At 69.2% G+C, this 16,022-nt stretch carries 13 protein-coding genes and 2 pseudogenes; 4 read left to right on the plus strand and 11 right to left on the minus strand.

The genetic code is table 11. The annotated features are described in order from the left end of the window. Positions 1-187 precede the first annotated feature (187 nt). The 7 genes and pseudogenes from ACFYZE_RS32235 to ACFYZE_RS32265 form a co-directional block, all read right to left on the minus strand. Positions 188-352 (minus strand): hypothetical protein, encoded by a 165-nt coding sequence (locus tag ACFYZE_RS32235; protein WP_389002191.1) that lies wholly within the window; start codon positions 350-352, stop codon positions 188-190. Positions 353-401: 49 nt separating this feature from the next. Beyond that, positions 402-557: pseudogene (locus tag ACFYZE_RS32240) on the minus strand (AzlC family ABC transporter permease); the annotation flags it as partial. A gap of 620 nt (positions 558-1,177) precedes the next feature. Further along, complete coding sequence (locus ACFYZE_RS32245) at positions 1,178-1,378, minus strand: hypothetical protein (protein ID WP_389001941.1); 201 nt, start codon at positions 1,376-1,378, stop codon at positions 1,178-1,180. Positions 1,379-1,777: 399 nt separating this feature from the next. Next, positions 1,778-3,928, minus strand: a complete 2,151-nt coding sequence (helR, locus tag ACFYZE_RS32250; RefSeq protein WP_389001944.1) for an RNA polymerase recycling motor ATPase HelR — start codon at positions 3,926-3,928, stop codon at positions 1,778-1,780. Positions 3,929-3,964: 36 nt separating this feature from the next. Then, positions 3,965-5,176, minus strand: coding sequence for a glycosyltransferase (locus ACFYZE_RS32255; RefSeq protein ID WP_389001946.1), 1,212 nt, complete (start codon positions 5,174-5,176; stop codon positions 3,965-3,967). Positions 5,177-5,413: 237 nt separating this feature from the next. After that, the gene (locus ACFYZE_RS32260) at positions 5,414-6,748 is read right to left on the minus strand and encodes an MFS transporter (RefSeq protein WP_389001949.1); all 1,335 of its coding nucleotides are present in this window, start codon (positions 6,746-6,748) and stop codon (positions 5,414-5,416) included. Continuing rightward, complete coding sequence (locus ACFYZE_RS32265; protein ID WP_389001951.1) at positions 6,745-7,407, minus strand: ArsR/SmtB family transcription factor; 663 nt, start codon at positions 7,405-7,407, stop codon at positions 6,745-6,747. Before ACFYZE_RS32265 ends, ACFYZE_RS32260 begins: the two co-directional genes overlap by 4 nt. Positions 7,408-7,521: 114 nt before the next feature. On the opposite strand from ACFYZE_RS32265, the gene ACFYZE_RS32270 reads away from it, so the two are divergent. Beyond that, entirely contained in the window at positions 7,522-8,427 is a 906-nt protein-coding gene (locus tag ACFYZE_RS32270) for an aminoglycoside phosphotransferase family protein (protein WP_389001954.1), read from the plus strand. A 192-nt stretch (positions 8,428-8,619) separates the two neighbouring features. Here the strand turns inward: ACFYZE_RS32270 and ACFYZE_RS32275 are convergent. Together ACFYZE_RS32275 and ACFYZE_RS32280 are read right to left on the minus strand one after the other, a co-directional pair. After that, positions 8,620-8,821 (minus strand): annotated as a pseudogene (locus ACFYZE_RS32275) (VOC family protein); the annotation flags it as partial. Between the two features lie 50 nt (positions 8,822-8,871). Further along, on the minus strand, positions 8,872-9,333 hold the full coding sequence (locus ACFYZE_RS32280) for a hypothetical protein (RefSeq protein WP_389001957.1): 462 nt from the start codon (positions 9,331-9,333) through the stop codon (positions 8,872-8,874). 51 nt (positions 9,334-9,384) lie between these two features. Here ACFYZE_RS32280 and ACFYZE_RS32285 point away from each other — a divergent pair, with 51 nt between their 5' ends. From ACFYZE_RS32285 to ACFYZE_RS32295, 3 genes are all read left to right on the plus strand, one after another. After that, positions 9,385-10,575: an alginate lyase family protein gene (locus ACFYZE_RS32285; RefSeq protein ID WP_389001960.1), complete on the plus strand. Its 1,191-nt coding sequence runs from the start codon at positions 9,385-9,387 to the stop codon at positions 10,573-10,575. Between the two features lie 78 nt (positions 10,576-10,653). Beyond that, on the plus strand, positions 10,654-11,625 hold the full coding sequence (locus tag ACFYZE_RS32290; protein ID WP_389001962.1) for an aminoglycoside phosphotransferase family protein: 972 nt from the start codon (positions 10,654-10,656) through the stop codon (positions 11,623-11,625). Positions 11,626-11,768: 143 nt separating this feature from the next. Next, positions 11,769-11,924 (plus strand): hypothetical protein, encoded by a 156-nt coding sequence (locus ACFYZE_RS32295; RefSeq protein WP_389001965.1) that lies wholly within the window; start codon positions 11,769-11,771, stop codon positions 11,922-11,924. Positions 11,925-11,975: 51 nt separating this feature from the next. On the opposite strand, the gene ACFYZE_RS32300 is transcribed toward ACFYZE_RS32295, so the two are convergent. Both ACFYZE_RS32300 and ACFYZE_RS32305 read right to left on the minus strand, forming a co-directional pair. Continuing rightward, positions 11,976-14,366 (minus strand): ATP-binding cassette domain-containing protein, encoded by a 2,391-nt coding sequence (locus ACFYZE_RS32300; RefSeq protein ID WP_389001968.1) that lies wholly within the window; start codon positions 14,364-14,366, stop codon positions 11,976-11,978. A gap of 706 nt (positions 14,367-15,072) precedes the next feature. Further along, complete coding sequence (locus tag ACFYZE_RS32305; protein WP_389001971.1) at positions 15,073-15,810, minus strand: helix-turn-helix transcriptional regulator; 738 nt, start codon at positions 15,808-15,810, stop codon at positions 15,073-15,075. Positions 15,811-16,022: the final 212 nt, after the last annotated feature.

Below are 16,022 nucleotides of genomic sequence, written 5' to 3' on the forward strand. Positions count from 1 at the left end.
CTACACCCCTGTCGGTCGTGGTGGCACATCACCATGCACAGCATCCTTCAGCAACACCGAGCGTCACCGCACCACAAAAGTTGGGCCAGAACCGGACAACCGGAGGCACATCTCCTGTTATTCCGGCCGAGGCCCTTCATGACTGCCCTTCACGGGGTGATGTGCGGCACACGGTCGGGCGGTCGGTTCACAGGGCATTGAGCAGGACGACGTAGACAACGGTGCCGATACCGACGCTGAGGATGGTGCGCCGGCCGAGGCCCAGGTGTACGCCGATGGTGACGGCGACGGCGAGCAGGGCGTACCGGGCGCCGTGCGCGTCCTTGGTTACGTGCCGCGCGCAGGGAGGCATTGACGGCGTAAGCCTCGTCGATCATGGCGTACATCGCATACGCCTTGGCCACCGGGTGCTTCACCAGGTGCAGCGGGAACGAGAACGCGTAGAACACGTGCCGGAAGTTGACCAACAGGACGGTCACCGCCACCGCGGCGAGCGGGGTGACGGCGGCCACCATGCCGACCAGCAGCAGTTCCAGTGAGCCGGCGAACGTCGACATGGACAGGGCGGGAGTCAGCCACCAGGGGCAGTCCTGCCTGCAGGATCAGCAGGCCCGGCGCGATGCCGAGGGGAAAGATCCCGAGGCAGGCCGAGAAGGAGTCGAGCACGCCCTCGGTGATCTGCCGGCGCCGGGTCGTCGCACTTCACGATGAAGACCGTCAAGCCCGGCCCGTAGGGGACCGGAGCCGACGATCGCGCGCCGCCCGTCTGCGGTCAGGCGGTGAGCCCGGCGTCGCGGCAGCGCCTCCGCCGCCTGCCGGTGGGCCACAGCCGAGGCCGGCGCCGGGTACGCCGCCACCTCTCTGCAGCCATTCCTCACTCTCGGTGGAGCCGCCATCGCCCTTGTCCCGGTCATCGCGATCGGTGTCGCAGTGCCGTGGGTCAAGCACAGGCGCGGACGGCCTACCGAGGCGCGGACGGCCTGCGTGACCGGTGGTGCCCCGTCAGCGGGCGCCGACGAGGCGACAGGCCTACTGGGCTTCGACGCCGGCCACGGCGCTGGCTGCCGGGCATCGAGCGCAGGCGGCTGAGCCACGCCGTGAAGGGGACCGCTCACCACCGGATCGCCGCCGAACCGCGCGCCAGGCGGGACGCCGTCGATCGGCTGCCGGCTCCTCGCTACGCGGAAGCCACGACTTGGCCGGACATGACCTGGGGAGGGTTGGGGAGCAGCGACGCGAGGTTGTCCCGTACGAAGGCCGCCGCCTTCTTGATCGATTCCTCGGCCCCCTCCTCGTTTTCGAAGACAGTGGTCGAGACCATGACTCCGTCTCCGGCGTCGACCCAGTAGTAGGCGAGGAGCCCCGGGATCTGGCGCATGAGTGGCACGAAACCCTCACTCACCCTACGCCCTGCCTCCTCCGGATCGGTCACCCCTTCGTACCGCCTGATGGCTGCGTACACGTTGCTCTCCTCACGAGTCCGGGGCATCATCTGCTGCCCGCAGACGCCGTACCCCTGCGACCCCCGCTCCGCTCACGATTCGTCGGTCAATCACCGGAAGGGGCCGGCCCGTGGTCCGAATGGCGGCCTTCACTGTCGCGGCTGCGCCTGCGGCATGGCACGCGCGAAGCGCCGTCTCGCAGCAGGCCGGCGAAGCCGACGTACACCGTTGGTGCTCCCCAGCCCAGGAACGAGCGGCAGGGCGCGGGCGGCGAGCCCGGGCCCTGCCGTCATGCTCACCGACTCGGCCGGGAGCGGGCGTTCGTCCGGCCGGGGTCAGGAGCTCGTGAGGATGACGAGTTGCCGGGTCGCTCGGGTCATCGCGACATAGCGGTCGACCGCTCCCTCGACGCCCTTGCCGAACCCCTCCGGGTCGACGAGGACGACCAGGTCGAACTCCAGCCCCTTCGCCAGCTCCGGCGTCAGCGACCGGACGCGGGACGTCTCCCGGAACGCGGGGTCGCCGATGACGCAGGCGATCCCGTCGGCATGCGCGACGAGCCAGGCGTCGAGGACCGGGCTCAGATCCGAAACGGACCCGTGCACGACGGGGACGCCGTTGCTGCGGATGGAGGTCGGCACGTTGGCGTCGGGGAGTACGGCCCGAATGACCGGCTCGGCCTCTGCCATGATCTCTTCCGGCGTCCGGTAGTTGATGCTCAGTGAGGCCAGGCTGATCCGGTCGAGCCCGATCCGCTCGAGCCGTTCCTGCCACGATTCTGCGAATCCGTGTCTGGCCTGGGCGCGGTCCCCGACGATGGTGAAGCTCCGGGACGGGCACCGGAGCAGCAGCATCTGCCACTCCGCGTCGGTCAGTTCCTGAGCCTCGTCCACGACGATGTGCGCGAACGGGCCGGCGAGCAGGTCGGGTTCGGTCCGCGGCAGCGTGTCCTCGTCGACCAGGCTGTTCTGCAGGTCCTGCCCGGTCAGCATCGTCATCAGCATGCCCTGCCAGTCGTCGTCGGTCCTGAGCAGGTTCTCGGTGACCTGGGCCCGGTACTCGCGCTCGGCGGCGACCGCGGCCTCCTGCCGGCGCCTGTGCCGGGACGCCTCCGGGTCGCCGAGCCGCTGCCGTGCCGCGTCCAGGAGGGGCAGATCGGACACCGTCCAGGCCTGGGGGTCCGCGCGCTGCAGCTTGCGGACCTCGTCGGGACCGAGCCAGGGAGCGCACATCCGCAGGTAGGCCGGTACCGACCACAGGTCTCCGACGAGATCGGCCGCCTCGAGCAGCGGCCACGCACGGCCGAGGGCCGCGTTCAGCTCCTCGTCGTGCCGCAGCGCCCTGCGGAACAGGTCGGGCGAGACGTCGCCGTCGTACTTGTCCCTCAGGATCGCGACCAGCTTCTCCCAGACCTGGTCTCGGGCCTCGTTGTGCGGAGTGCCCGGCTCGGGCGCCTCGAAGGCCTCGGCCCAGTCGTCGGCGGTGAGCCGGATGTCGGACCAGTCGACCGTGACCGTCATCCCCTCGGTTGGCGGCTCCTCGTAGAACCGAACGGCCCGCTCGATCGCCCTCACCATGTCCGCGGTCGACTTCAGGCGGGCCACCTCCGGGTCGGTCTCGACCACCGCCCCCGCTCCCTCGGCGACGAGGTCCCGCAGGACGCAGGTCTGCACGCCCTCCTCGCCGAGGCTGGGCAGGACGTCGGAGACGTACGCCAGATACGGCCGGTGCGGACCGACGAACAGCACACCGCCGCGGCGGTGTCCCAGGCGGGGGTCGGAGTAGAGGAGGTGGGCGGCGCGGTGGAGGGCGACGACCGTCTTGCCCGTGCCCGGACCGCCGTCGACGACGAGGGCGCCCCGGGATCCGGCCCGGATGATGGCGTCCTGGTCGGCCTGGATGGTGGCGAGCACGTCCCGCATCCGCTCCGACCTGTTGGTACCCAGGCTGGCGATGAACGCGGACTGGTCGTCGAGCGCCGCGTGCCCTTCGAGCCCGTCGGCGGTGAACACCTCGTCCCAGTAGTCGCTGATCCGGCCGCCGGTCCAGCGATACCGGCGGCGACTGGCCAGACCCATCGGATTGGCGTGGGTCGCCGCGAAGAACGGCTCGGCCGCCGGGGAGCGCCAGTCGACCAGCAGCCGGCGGCCCTCGTTGTCGGTGAGGCCCAGTCGTCCGACGTACACGGGGTCGGGGTCGTCCGCGCGCACCATGTGCCCGAGGCACAGGTCCAGGCCGAAGCGGCGCAGGGTGCGCAGCCGGCCGTTCAGCCGGTGGACCTCGATGTCCCGGTCCATCGCCTGCTGGCCCGTGCCGCCGGGCGCCTTGAGTTCGGCGTCGAGGCGGTCGGACAGTTCGGTGATCGTCAGATCGAGGCTCTCCGCGATGGCCGCGAACTGCCGCTCGTCGCGGGCGATCAGCGCCGGGTCGGCCTTGGGGGAGAGGTGGTCAGGAAGGTCGAAGGCGCTGGTGGTCAGGGGGTTCACGTCATCAGCTCCGATGTGGTTCGCCAACGGTCCTGCTCAGCCCGCCGCGTCGAGCAGCAGCTTCGCGGCCACCGTCGCTCCGTCGGGGCGGATCGTCCCGGCCACGGCGGCCGCTCGTGCGCGGGTCTCGGGGGTCAGGGCCGTCCTGAGCGCGGCCGACAGCGACTGGACGGTCGGGCTCGGACCGTTGTGTGCCGCGCCGATGCCCAGCTCGGCCACGCGGCCGGCCCAGTACGGCTGGTCCACGATCTGGGGCACGACCACCTGGGGCGCGCCGGCCCGGGCGGCCGTCGTGGTCGTGCCCGCGCCGCCGTGGTGGACGACGGCGGCCACCCGTGGGAACAGCGCCTGATGGTTGACCTCCCCGACGACGAAGCAGTCGTCCCGGTCGTCGATCAGGGCCAGGTCGGCCCAGCCGCGCCCGACGAGGACCCGGCGGCCCTGCTCGCGGACCGCCTCGATGGCCACGCGGGCGACGTCCGGCGAGCCGTGCATGCGCATGCTGCCGAAGCCCACGTACACCGGCGGTTCGCCGGCCTCCAGGAACGTCAACAGCTCGCCCGGCAGCGGGCGTTCGTCCGGCAGCACCCACGCGCCGGTCGGCACGACGTCCAGGTCCGTGAGGTCCAGCCGCGGCTCCAGGACCGGGTCCACCGCAAGCCACGGGTGGTCGGTGTGGACATGGTCGCGGACGTTGTCCACCGGCGGCAGGCCGATCGACGCCCGGTGGTTGTTGAGCGCCTCGCCGTACAGCGCGTTCACCTTCTCGGCGTCGAGGGCCCAGAGCACCCGGTTGTCGGTCTCGCCCGGCGGGAACGGCTTGCCCGGCCGTCCCGGCGGCGGGTAGTGCGCCGACGGCAGCGAGAACGGATGGAAGCACGCGCAGACGTAGCGGATACCCAGCTTCTCGGTCACCGACCGCGCGCCGGCCGGCATCAGGCCGGTCGCCACCAGCGCGTCGCATCCCTCGGCCGCCTCGGCGACCGGGCCGAAGTGGGCGTCGACCAACTCGGCCGCGACCCTGAAGGCGTCCTCGGGCGTCGGCGGCTTCGCCCCGCTCACCAGCGCGCGCACCGACGGGCCGAACGGCACGTGCTCGATACCGAGACCGTTCAGCAGCTCGGCGAACTCCTCGTCCGGTGGAGCGCACACCAGCGCCTCGGCGCCGAGCTCCCGGAGCGCCACCGCGAGGGCCGCCACGGGTTCGACGTCTCCGCGCGACCCATAACTCATCAAAAGAACACGCACTTCGCGATTCCCCCATTTCCGCAGCATCTGACCTTCGGCCGACGATTCTGCGGTACGACGGGGGCCTTGCCGCAAGCCCCCCGGTGCGCTATACGTTAAGAGTGGCAAGGAGTGGCCTCCTTGCCTTTCCCCTTTTGTCGTCCACTGCGGATGGACAAGCCCCTCGGGAAGCGGCGCCACGCCGGGTACGGCGGTAGGGCCGCCCCCAGTATCTCTGCCCCTCCCGTCGCGCAGGCGTCATGCCGTGAGACGCGCACTGGTCGACTGCGCGTCCTCCTCAGGCGGTTTCTGGACGCCTCGTCCGCCCACGCGGTCCATCTCGCGCCATTCCGGCCGCAGCCCGGCCAGGTTGGTGGTGAGGAAGTACGCGGCTCCACCGGCGAGGAGCACCGGCACAAGCCCGGCGGAGGCCACCGCCGCCCCAGCGATGAGTCCACCCAGAGGGATGCCGGCCCAGGCCAGCGAGTCGCCGAGGGCGTTGACCCGGCCCAGCATCCGGCGCGGCACCCGCTCGAAGAGCACGGCCCCCAGCACCGGGTTGAGGAAGCCCGCACCGAAACCACTGACCGCGAACACGGCCAGTACCGCTCCCATCGGCGCGTCGAAGGCGAGGACCAGGAATCTCGGCGCCCCGGCCAGCAGGAATCCGGTGAAGAACACCACCCGACGCCGCAGCCGGTGCGCGGCCATCGCGGCGACCAGGCTGCCACCGACCGCAGCGGCCCCGCCCACGCTGCCCACCAGGCCGATCGCGGCGGGCCCGTTGCCGGACTCTCTGGCCCAGACGGGGATGAGCACCGTGGTGAACCCCGCGTCCAGGAGGTTGGTGATGCCGACCATGACGATGACGGTGAGCAGCAACAACTCGCCGCGAAGGAAGGTGAAGCCCTCGCCGAACCGCCGCCAGTATCCCGGCCCCGTCGCCCCGGCTTGCGACGCGGTTTCCTCGAACGCGTGCCCTATGCCGCGCGGCAGCGCGACCGCGATGATCAACGATCCGAGCGCGAAGCAGCCCGCGTTGACGACAAGTCCCGAGAGCGGGCCGAGCAGCGCCACCAGCGAGCCACCGGCCGCGGGGCCGATGGTGGCTGCGAGCCGCTCGGTCACACCGGCCAGACCGGTGGCTCGTTCCAGTGGCACCCGGCCGCGCTCGGCTGCCTCCGGAACCATCACCTCCTTGGCCAGGTCGCCGGGGCCGCGGACCGCGCCGATGAGGGCGACCAGGGCGAGCAGGAGCGGAAAGGAGAGCAGATGCAGGGCATGGAACAGGGGAATCGCGGCGGCGGCGGTGGCGCTGGCCAGATCGGTGGTCCAGGAGACGGACCGCGGACCGATCCGGTCCACGAGTGGCCCGGTGAACGCCTTGACCACCACGTACGGGGCCATCTCGCAGAAGGCGACCAGTCCGGTCCGGGTGGCGCTGCCAGTGGTGACGAGCACGAACCAGGGCAGTGCGACGGCCGAGACCCGCGTACCGGTGAGCGACACGGCGATGGCGGCCAGTACCCCGCCCAGCGGGCGTAAGGACCGCTTGCCGGGTATGCCGTCGGAGCCCGCAGCACTCTGCGTCACGATGTCCCCGCTCCTGTCGCTGTCCCAGAACCGGGATGCAACTGCGGTGGGGGCGCGTCCAGTTCGGGCAACAGATACGTGACGACACCGACCCGCTCGGCTCCGTCGGGGGCAGTCGCGGCCGCCTCCGGCGTATCACGGCGATAGCGGGCGATGACGGCCCTCAACTCCTCGCGCAGGGCCACGGCTTCTTCGGGTGTGAGCCGCAGAGCCCAGTCGCTCATGTCGAAGGTGTCCCGCCACGCACGTGGCATGGTCTGCAGTTCGTTGAGCATCTTCTGGGCGCGCAGGGTGTAGGTGGCGGCGACGGACTGCAGATAGGCCAGTGTGGCCTCGGGCTCTCGATCGGCCAGATCCCGGTCGTTGAACTCCGTCATCCGATGCACCGAACGCCACCAGCGCTCGCGCGCGTTGCCGCGTGCCGTGTCCTCCTCGACGAAGCCGGCCGCCCCGAGCCGGCGCAGGTGGTAGCTGGCCGTGCCGGAGTTCACGCCGAGTCGTTCCGCGAGACGGGTGGCGGTCGACGGGCCGTGCTTCCGGAGCAGCCCGACCAACTGCACGCGCACCGGGTGCGCCAGGGCGCGCAGCCCCTTGGCATCCAGAACGACCGCGTCTCCTTCGAGTCGAAGGGCGCCCGGCCCGGCACTTGTGTCAGTCATGTCGCGCACTCTAGACCGCAAACGGTTCTTCGCGAAGACTTCTTCGCGAAGAACCGTTTGCGGTTTCGGTCAGGCCTAGGATGCGAAGGACTGCACCGACCACCTGCGGGGGACGTGTTGAGAGAGTTGGCCTGTGTCGCGCCGGAGGTCCGGGAACGGCTTGTCGCGCGGTTCGGAGCCGAGGTTCTGGCCTGGTGCGATGAGTTGCCGGCTCTCGTCGGCGAACTCGCGGCTCGGTGGAACCTGGATCCCGTCGCGACCGGCGGGGGAGGCACCTCACGGGTGTTCCGCTGCTTGAGACGTGACACGGGCACCTCGGCGTGGCTGAAACTCACACCGCAGCCCGCCATCGCCCGAGAGGAAGCCGAAGCGCTGCGGGCGTGGGCGGAGACGCCGTCGGTTGTCACCCTGCTGGCCGACGACCCCGCCGCCGGTGCCCTGTTGCTGGAGGACGTCGAGCCGGGAGTGCCGGTGCGGCAGCTCTCCTGGGACTTGCCCGGGGTCGCGACGCTGCTGCGGGACCTTCGGGGCGCTGCTCATGTGCCGGGGGAGTACTCGGTACTGCTGCCTCTCTCACACCGGATCAACTTCGTGTTCGACTTGACCGACCGAAGGCTGGCGGCGGCGGGCGTGGACGGTCTGTTCGCCCCGGCGGTGCTCGACCAGGCCAGGGCGGCGGCCCTGGAACTCGCCACCAGTGGAACCGCGGGACTCGTCCATGGTGATCTGCACGCGGCCAACGTCCTGTCCGGTCCGGGCGCCCGCATGGTGGCGATCGACCCGAGACCCACGTGGGGCGACCCTGACTTCGACGCTGTGGACTGGGTACTTGCGGGAGTCACAAGCTTCGCTGTGTTGGAGCAGAGGATCGAGCAACTGGCCAGCATGGTCCCCGGCCAGTCTCCCGATCGGGTGCTGCGATGGTGCCGAGCCCTGGCCGCCGTCAACGCGGTCCCAGGAGTGTGCGCGGGGCGGGACGACGCGGAAACTCAGTTCCTCCTGCTCCTGGCCGGCGGCTGATCGGCTGTGGACACGTCCAGCCACAGACGGGCAAACAAGCACGTGAAGCCTCTGGCAGTGCCGGATGTCTTGGTCGAAAATCCGTCTACCAGGGGCTTCACTTCTGCGCCAGGTCAACTGTGAGGCTGCTGAAGCAGGCTGAAGTCTCTCACTGGTTACCGGTCTGGTACGGGCTGACCCCGACCAGCACTGTCAGCTGGTTGTCCTGAAAACAGGAACATTGCTGCGTCCGTGGTCTCGACCGCTGAGCTCGGCGTCGAGCGTCTCCTGCCACACGCATGACTTCGGCGTACACAGAGTCCTGCAGCCGCTACCACATCTCGTCTTCCGCGACATCCTCAACGCGGCTGACCACCCACCAGATATTGCCGAACGGGTCGTTATTGGACGCCCCTGAGCCGGACCGCAGAAAGGCGATTCCTCCAACTGGTCGTGAACACGACCTCAGTCAAAATCCAGAGGGAAGATGGCATCGTTGAGTTCACCGTCGAGATCGCCTCCGACCGTAATGTTGTTGGTCTGATTGATGGTGATGCTCTTATTGCCATCGCCGACCTGACAGGTGATCTGCTCGGCCAGTTCGGTCCCGACCGAGTTGGTCAGGTCGGTGTCCGCCTCGGGCTCTGAGCACGCGCTGGCCGGTGAGGCGCCACCGAGCAGGGCGACGGCCGTCACGGCCGTTGCCACTCCAATTTGAATGTGCTGACGCACGTTTGCCTCCATGGTCCTGATTTTCAAGCTGACAGGTTGATCATCATGAAGTATGACCAAATTATCGCGTCGCTTTGACGCGCATTCGGGTGAAGTAAATGCCGTCCGCTTGCAGGTGTATCGCCCCAAGTGACGCGACTCCGCGGTGGTTGATGTATTGACATGTTCATGGATGATCTCTATGGTCCAGACCATGCTCCCTCATTCGGAACTGCGTACTTATACGTGAACGAAAGAGGTCATCGGATGGCACGAACCAGAACCGCACTGCTCAGTGTTCTCGCCCTGCTGGCCGTCCTGCTGAACCTTCAGATCACGGGCCCGGCTGCGCAGGCGACGGCCGCACCGACCACCTTCACCCACCCCGGTGTGCTGGTGAGCAGGGCCCAACTCGACTACGCCCGCTCGAAGGTGCAGACCGGCGCGCAGCCGTGGAAGGCCGCGTACGACGCCATGATGGCCAGCTCCTACGCCTCGCTGTCACGTACCGCCAAACCGCGCGCCGTCGTGGAGTGCGGATCGTCGTCCAATCCCAACTACGGCTGCACCGACGAGCGTCAGGACGCCATCGCCGCCTACACCGACGCGCTCGCCTGGTACTTCACCCGGGACAGCAGATACGCCAAGAAGTCGATCGAGATCATGGACGCATGGTCGGCGACCATCACCGATCACACCAACAGCAATGCCCCGCTGCAGACCGGCTGGGCCGGATCCACCTGGCCGCGCGCCGCTGAGATCATCAAGTACACCTACGACGGCGGCTGGCCGGGCGCCGGCCGCTTCGCGACCATGCTGCGCACCGTGTACCTCCCCGAGGTGATCAACGGCGCAGCGACCAAGAACGGCAACTGGGAACTGGTCATGACCGAGGCGGCGATCGGCATCTCCGTCTTCATCGAGGACCGGGCCGGCTATGACAAGGCGGTCAGCACCTACCTGGCCCGAGTCCCCGCCTACATCTACTTGACCAGTGACGGGGACCTGCCCACCCCGCCCGCGAACAGCAGCATCGACACCAGCGCCGAGATCATCAAGTACTGGCAGGGCCAGAGCACCTTCGTCGACGGCCTCGCCCAGGAAACCTGCCGCGACTTCGGGCACACCGGCTGGGGCCTCGCCTCCGTGGCGGACATCGCCGAAACCAGCCGCATCCAGGGCCAGGACCTCTATCCGAAGATCCAGGACCGGCTGCGTCACGCCCTGGGCTTCCACACCTCCTACGAGAACGGCACCGCGGCACCTTCCTGGCTGTGCGGCGGCTCGGTCAAGACAGGCCTCGGCCGGGTCACGGAGGTCGGCTTCAACGCCCTGCACAACCGGCTCGGCATCAGCATGTCCAACACCCAGAAGTACACCGAAGCACACCGGCCGTCCGGCACGGACAACTACTTCAACGCCTGGACGACCCTCACGCACGCGGACAACCCGAACTGACCATCGCCGGCAGCGGTTTGGCCGAAAGCTGTGTCCCGCGCCCGGCGTCCGTGTCACGCAGCCGCGTAAGGTTCCCGAATGATCGATGTACCGGAAGCGTTCGCGCGGACCACGGTGGAGCGTGAAGGGGAGGCGGGAACGGCATGGCTCGCCGAACTGCCCCGGATCGTGGATCAGTTGCTGCGGCGCTGGGGATGTGGACTGGACGGCGAGGTCGTGCACGGGGGTGTCGGGATCATCGTCCCGGTCCGACGGGGAGACGGCGCCACAGCAGTCGTGAAGGTGTCGTTTCCTCATCCCGGCAACGTCCATGAGCCGGATGCGTTCGTGGCCTGGGGCGGGCGCGGAGCCGTCCTGCTGCACGAGCGCGATGACGATCGTTTCGCGATGCTGCTCGAGCGGGTCCACACGTCGACCTTGGCGGAGGTCGAGGAAGGCGATGAGGTGGTGACGGTCGCGGGGCGGATCTGTCGCCGCCTGGCTGTTCCCGCCCCGCCCGGCCTGCCCCGGCTGCGTGAGCGGGCCGATGTCTGGGAGGAGCAGCTGCGCAAGGACGCCGCGGAACTGGCTGACGCTTTGCCGCGTCATGTCGTGGACGCCGCCGTGGCGACCGTCCGAGATCTGGGTCGTGAACAGCCGGACCTTCTCGTGCACGGCGACCTCCACGCCAGGAACATCCTGCGCGGCGACCGCGAGCCCTGGCTGGCCGTCGATCCCAAGGGGTATGTGGGAGATCCCGCCTACGACGGCGGCACACTGCTCAAGTCGCGGGCCCTGACGCTCCTCGAGGCGGACGACCTGCGTCGGGCTGTCCACCGCGTTCTGGACGTCTTCGCCGAGACGGCGGAAGTCGATCGCGCGCCTGTCCGGCGCTGGGCCCAGTTCCACGCCGTTCAGGCAGCGTTCTGGGGCCGCCGCCATGGATTCCGGAGGGCCCGCGGCGGGCCGCGACGGGACTGGCTCACCGAATTCGTGGACCACCTGGCACTGTTGCTCACAGAAGGCGCGCAGCCGCGATCCGGCAGTCCGGGTAGGGCGCATCAGGACTGATCGGACGGCAGCTGCTCGCTCATGGCTTCGGCGAGTTGGGACTCCGTAGGATGTTCGGGCTGCCGGCGTCAGACGTTCGGCCGTCGCCGACAGCCCGAACTTCGGGCTGTCACCGCCAGACGGACCTCAGCTGCCACACGTGCGTGCCGCTGGGTCACCTCACCGCCGACGACACCGGCGCCCACACCCCGCCGAGCGGCTACGCCTGCGCCGCCCCGGGACCTGTTCCGCTGCCCGTGGACGGCGATCCGCGCAAGACGAAGCCGGTCCTGGTGGTCGATCCGACCCCCGGCACCTGACCCGATTCGGCCTGGGGAGAGTCCGCCCCACGGTGACCGCGGGCGCCCCGCTCAATTGCCGACGTAGTCCGCGAGGTGCTCGCCGGTGAGGGTGGAGCGGGCGGCGACGAGGTCGGCAGGTGTGCCTTCGAAGACGATCCGGCCGCCGTCGTGGCCGGCGCCGGGGCCGAGGTCGACGATCCAGTCGGCGTGCGCCATGACGGCCTGGTGGTGCTCGACGACGATGACCGACTTGCCGGAGTCGACGAGCCGGTCGAGCAACCCGAGCAACTGCTCCACGTCGGCGAGGTGCAGGCCGGCGGTCGGCTCGTCGAGGACGTAGACGCCGCCCTTCTCGGCCATGTGGGTGGCCAGCTTGAGCCGCTGCCGCTCGCCGCCGGACAGCGTGGTGAGGGGCTGGCCGAGGGTGAGGTAGCCGAGCCCGACGTCGGCGAGCCGGTGCAGGATGGCGTGCGCGGCCGGCGTGCGGGCCTCGCCTGCACCGAAGAACTCCTCGGCCTCGGCCACCGGCATCGCGAGCACCTCGCTGATGTCGCGGCCACCGAGGTGATACTCCAGCACCGATGCCTGGAACCGCTTGCCCTCGCACTCCTCACAGGTGGTGGCGACACCGGCCATCATCGCCAGGTCGGTGTAGACGACGCCGGCGCCGTTGCAGGTGGGGCAGGCGCCCTCGGAGTTGGCACTGAACAGTGCCGGCTTCACGCCGTTCGCTTTGGCGAAGGCCTTCCGGATCGGGTCGAGGAGCCCCGTGTACGTTGCGGGGTTGCTACGCCGGGAGCCACGGATCGGGCTCTGGTCGATCGACACCACACCCGCGCCGGCAGGGATCGACCCGTGGACGAGGGAACTCTTGCCGGAGCCGGCGACGCCGGTGACGACGACCAGCACCCCGAGGGGGATGTCGACGTCGACGCCCTTCAGGTTGTGCGTCCTCGCACCACGGATCTCAAGAGCGCCGGTGGGCTTCCGCACCGTGTCCTTGAGCGCGGCCCGGTCGTCGAAATGGCGGCCCGTGATGGTGCCGCCGGCACGCAGGCCCTCGACGGTGCCCTCGAAGCAGACGGAGCCGCCTGCCGTACCGGCGCCCGGGCCGAGGTCGACGACGTGGTCGGCGATCGCGATCACCTCCGGCTTGTGCTCCACGACGAGCACCGTGTTGCCCTTGTCCCGCAGCCGCAGCAGCAGGTTGTTCATCCGCTGGATGTCATGGGGATGCAGGCCCGTGGTGGGCTCGTCGAAGACGTAGGTCACGTCGGTGAGTGGGGAGCCGAGGTGGCGGATCATCTTGACGCGCTGCGCCTCGCCGCCCGACAGCGTGCCCGACGGCCGGTCGAGCGAGAGATAGCCGAGGCCGATCTCCGCGAACGAGTCGAGCGTGTGCTGGAGCTTCGCGAGCAGCGGGGCCACCGACGGCTCGTCCAGGCCGCGGACCCACTCCGCCAGGTCGCTGATCTGCATCGCACAGGCGTCGGCGATGCTGATTCCCTTGATCTTGGACGACCGGGCCGCCTCGCTCAGCCGGGTGCCGCCGCAGTCGGGGCAGGCGGTGAACGTGACCGCCCGGTCCACGAACGCCCGGATGTGCGGCTGCATCGCTTCGCGGTCCTTGGCGAGGAAGGATTTCTGGACCCGAAGGATCAGCCCTTCATAGGTCATGTTGATGCCGCTGATCTTCATCCTGGCCGGCTCGCGGTGGAGGAAGTCGTGCAGTTCGGTCTCGGTGTAGTCGCGGATCGGCTTGTCCGGGTCGAGGAGACCCGAGTCCTTGTAGAGCCGCATGTTCCAGCCGCCCGCGTTGTAGCCGGGGATCGTGATCGCACCCTCGGAGAGCGACTTGGTCTCGTCGTAGAGCTGGGTGAGGTCGATGTCGGTCACCGTGCCCCGGCCTTCGCAGCGCGGGCACATGCCGCCGGTGATCTGGAAGTCGCGCCGCTCCTTCACGGTCTTCCCACCGCGCTCGAGTGTGACCGCGCCCGCCCCGCTGATCGACGCGACGTTGAAGGAGAACGCCTGGGGCGAGCCGATGTGCGGCTGCCCGAGCCGGCTGAAGAGGATGCGCAGCATCGCGTTGGCGTCGGTCGCGGTGCCGACCGTCGAGCGGGGGTCGGCACCCATGCGCTGCTGGTCGACGATGATCGCGGTGGTCAGCCCGTCGAGGACGTCGACCTCGGGCCGGGCGAGCGTCGGCATGAAGCCCTGCACGAAGGCGCTGTAGGTCTCGTTGATCAGCCGCTGCGACTCCGCGGCGATCGTGTCGAACACCAGAGAGCTCTTGCCCGAGCCGGAGACACCGGTGAACACCGTCAGCCGGCGCTTCGGTATCTCGACGCTGACATCCTTGAGATTGTTCTCGCGCGCGCCGAGCACGCGGATCAGATCGTGGCTGTCGGCGAGGTGCGGCGCAGCCGACTGCGTGTCCGTCCTCGTGGCCATGCTCATGGTGTCTCCATCTGTCGGGCGGGCCGCCTTCGCGGTCTCCGTGGGATCGCCTGGCTCGATCAGACCGGCTTCGAGCGTAACGGCTGGCCTTCCTCGTGCCGGGCTGATCGGCGGGGCCGACCGTGGTCGATGCATCCCGCCGTGTCCACGTCGCGATCCTCGAAGGAAAGGTGGAATCCGTGGAGGTCACCCTAGGTGAACCTCGATGACCGGCGCTTCTCGAATCCTGATCGGTCACGATGGCCGGCCGACGGTTCCGGGCCGTGGGGACGGAGATCGGAGCGGATCGGGGGCAACCGGTGGTATGTGCCCGTCCTGGAGGAGTACGTCGTTCGCGTTCGCAGACGGCGACGCCCACGGCTCCTATTTCACCAATAAATGTTGGTCTTATTGAGGGCGGGTCGTCAAGACACCGAGACGCATGAGGTGAGGGAACGCCTGTGCGCGTAACAGGCTGGAGTTGCAGGGGTCCTGTGGCGCCTCACCGGCTGCGCCACCCGACGCCGCCATCGGCCCCAGTCGGCGTTGCGGGCGCGCGAGCTCGTGGCGGGCGTGCGGAGGGCGTCGAGGTTCCAGCAGGTACTCCCGTGAGCACGTAGGGGGCTTCCCAGGCGGGACCTGGCGCGGGATCCCCCGGCCGGTGACGGGCAGCCGCACGGCATCGACGAAGGATGCTTCAGGGTGCAGGCCGCGTCCTACCGCCGGCTCACCGCGCGCAGGTGGTTCCCGGTGCCGAGGGGCCTTCGGAGGCGCCGTCCGCGCGCAGTTCGACGCAGCACGCGTCGGGTCGCGGGGCGAGCACCGCTGTGGTCTTGTCGCTTCCCAGGCCGTGCAGATAGCCGGCCAGGAAAGCCTGGTTGACGGCGCAGACCAGTTCCGGAGCCTTGGCCGCCAGGGGGTGGAAGGGGCAGTTGCGCAGCCGCAGCAGGGCGGGAGCGGCACGCTCCGGCTCGTACCCGAACTCCTCGAGCGTGTCGGCGGCCAGGCTCAGCCCCCGCTCGGCGCCGAGCCGGCCGGGGCGTGTCCGTGCGCGTTCGGCGCCGCCCAGGCTTTCCCCGCGCCGGTATGCCACGCGGAGCGCGGCGTCACGGGCGGATTCGGCCTCGGTCTCGGTCAGCACGGCCTCGGTCAGGACGTCGGCGAGCATTCCGTAGCGACGCTCGGGGATGCTCACCGAGATGGCATCGCTCACCGGCTCGTAGACCTTGGGCCTGCGGCCGACCTTGCGAATGCCGACGGGAGATTCGTAGTGGGCGTGGAGCAGGCCGACGGCCACCATCTTGTCCAGGTGGAACGCGGCCAGCTTGCGGGAGATCCCGACGCTGTCGGCCACTTCCTCGCGCGTGACCGGGCGCCGCTCCTGCCGGATGAACTCGAACATACGGCGGCGCAGATCGTCGCCGAGGGCGGCGAGGGTGGTCAGCGAGGTGTGATCCAATCCCACGACTCCATCATATGGCCAAGGAGATTAGGTGAAACCGTCGAAATCCCGCTTCTTTCGGTGGTGGCCTCCTTGGGTTGGGACCGGCCGTCCGAGGGAGGGCCCGAACGGCTTGCCGCACCACTCGGTAATGAGATCGCCAAGCTTCTTTGAAGTCGGACCCCTGGAGTTGTTAGGTAAGGCTCGCCTGACTTAAGTTCAGCGCGTCCCCGCAC

The organism is Streptomyces sp. NPDC001796, from assembly GCF_042892355.1.
Taxonomy (GTDB): Bacteria; Actinomycetota; Actinomycetes; order Streptomycetales; family Streptomycetaceae; genus Streptomyces.

Bases quoted from the DNA above. Each gene is read 5' to 3' on its own strand.
- ACFYZE_RS32235 (WP_389002191.1), bottom strand. From the start codon at position 352: ATGCCTCCCTGCGCGCGGCACGTAACCAAGGACGCGCACGGCGCCCGG.
- ACFYZE_RS32245 (WP_389001941.1), bottom strand. From the start codon at position 1,378: ATGCGCCAGATCCCGGGGCTCCTCGCCTACTACTGGGTCGACGCCGGA.
- ACFYZE_RS32265 (WP_389001951.1), bottom strand. From the start codon at position 7,407: ATGACTGACACAAGTGCCGGGCCGGGCGCCCTTCGACTCGAAGGAGAC.
- ACFYZE_RS32280 (WP_389001957.1), bottom strand. From the start codon at position 9,333: ATGGTCTGGACCATAGAGATCATCCATGAACATGTCAATACATCAACC.
- ACFYZE_RS32285 (WP_389001960.1), top strand. From the start codon at position 9,385: ATGGCACGAACCAGAACCGCACTGCTCAGTGTTCTCGCCCTGCTGGCC.
- ACFYZE_RS32290 (WP_389001962.1), top strand. From the start codon at position 10,654: ATGATCGATGTACCGGAAGCGTTCGCGCGGACCACGGTGGAGCGTGAA.
- ACFYZE_RS32300 (WP_389001968.1), bottom strand. From the start codon at position 14,366: ATGAGCATGGCCACGAGGACGGACACGCAGTCGGCTGCGCCGCACCTC.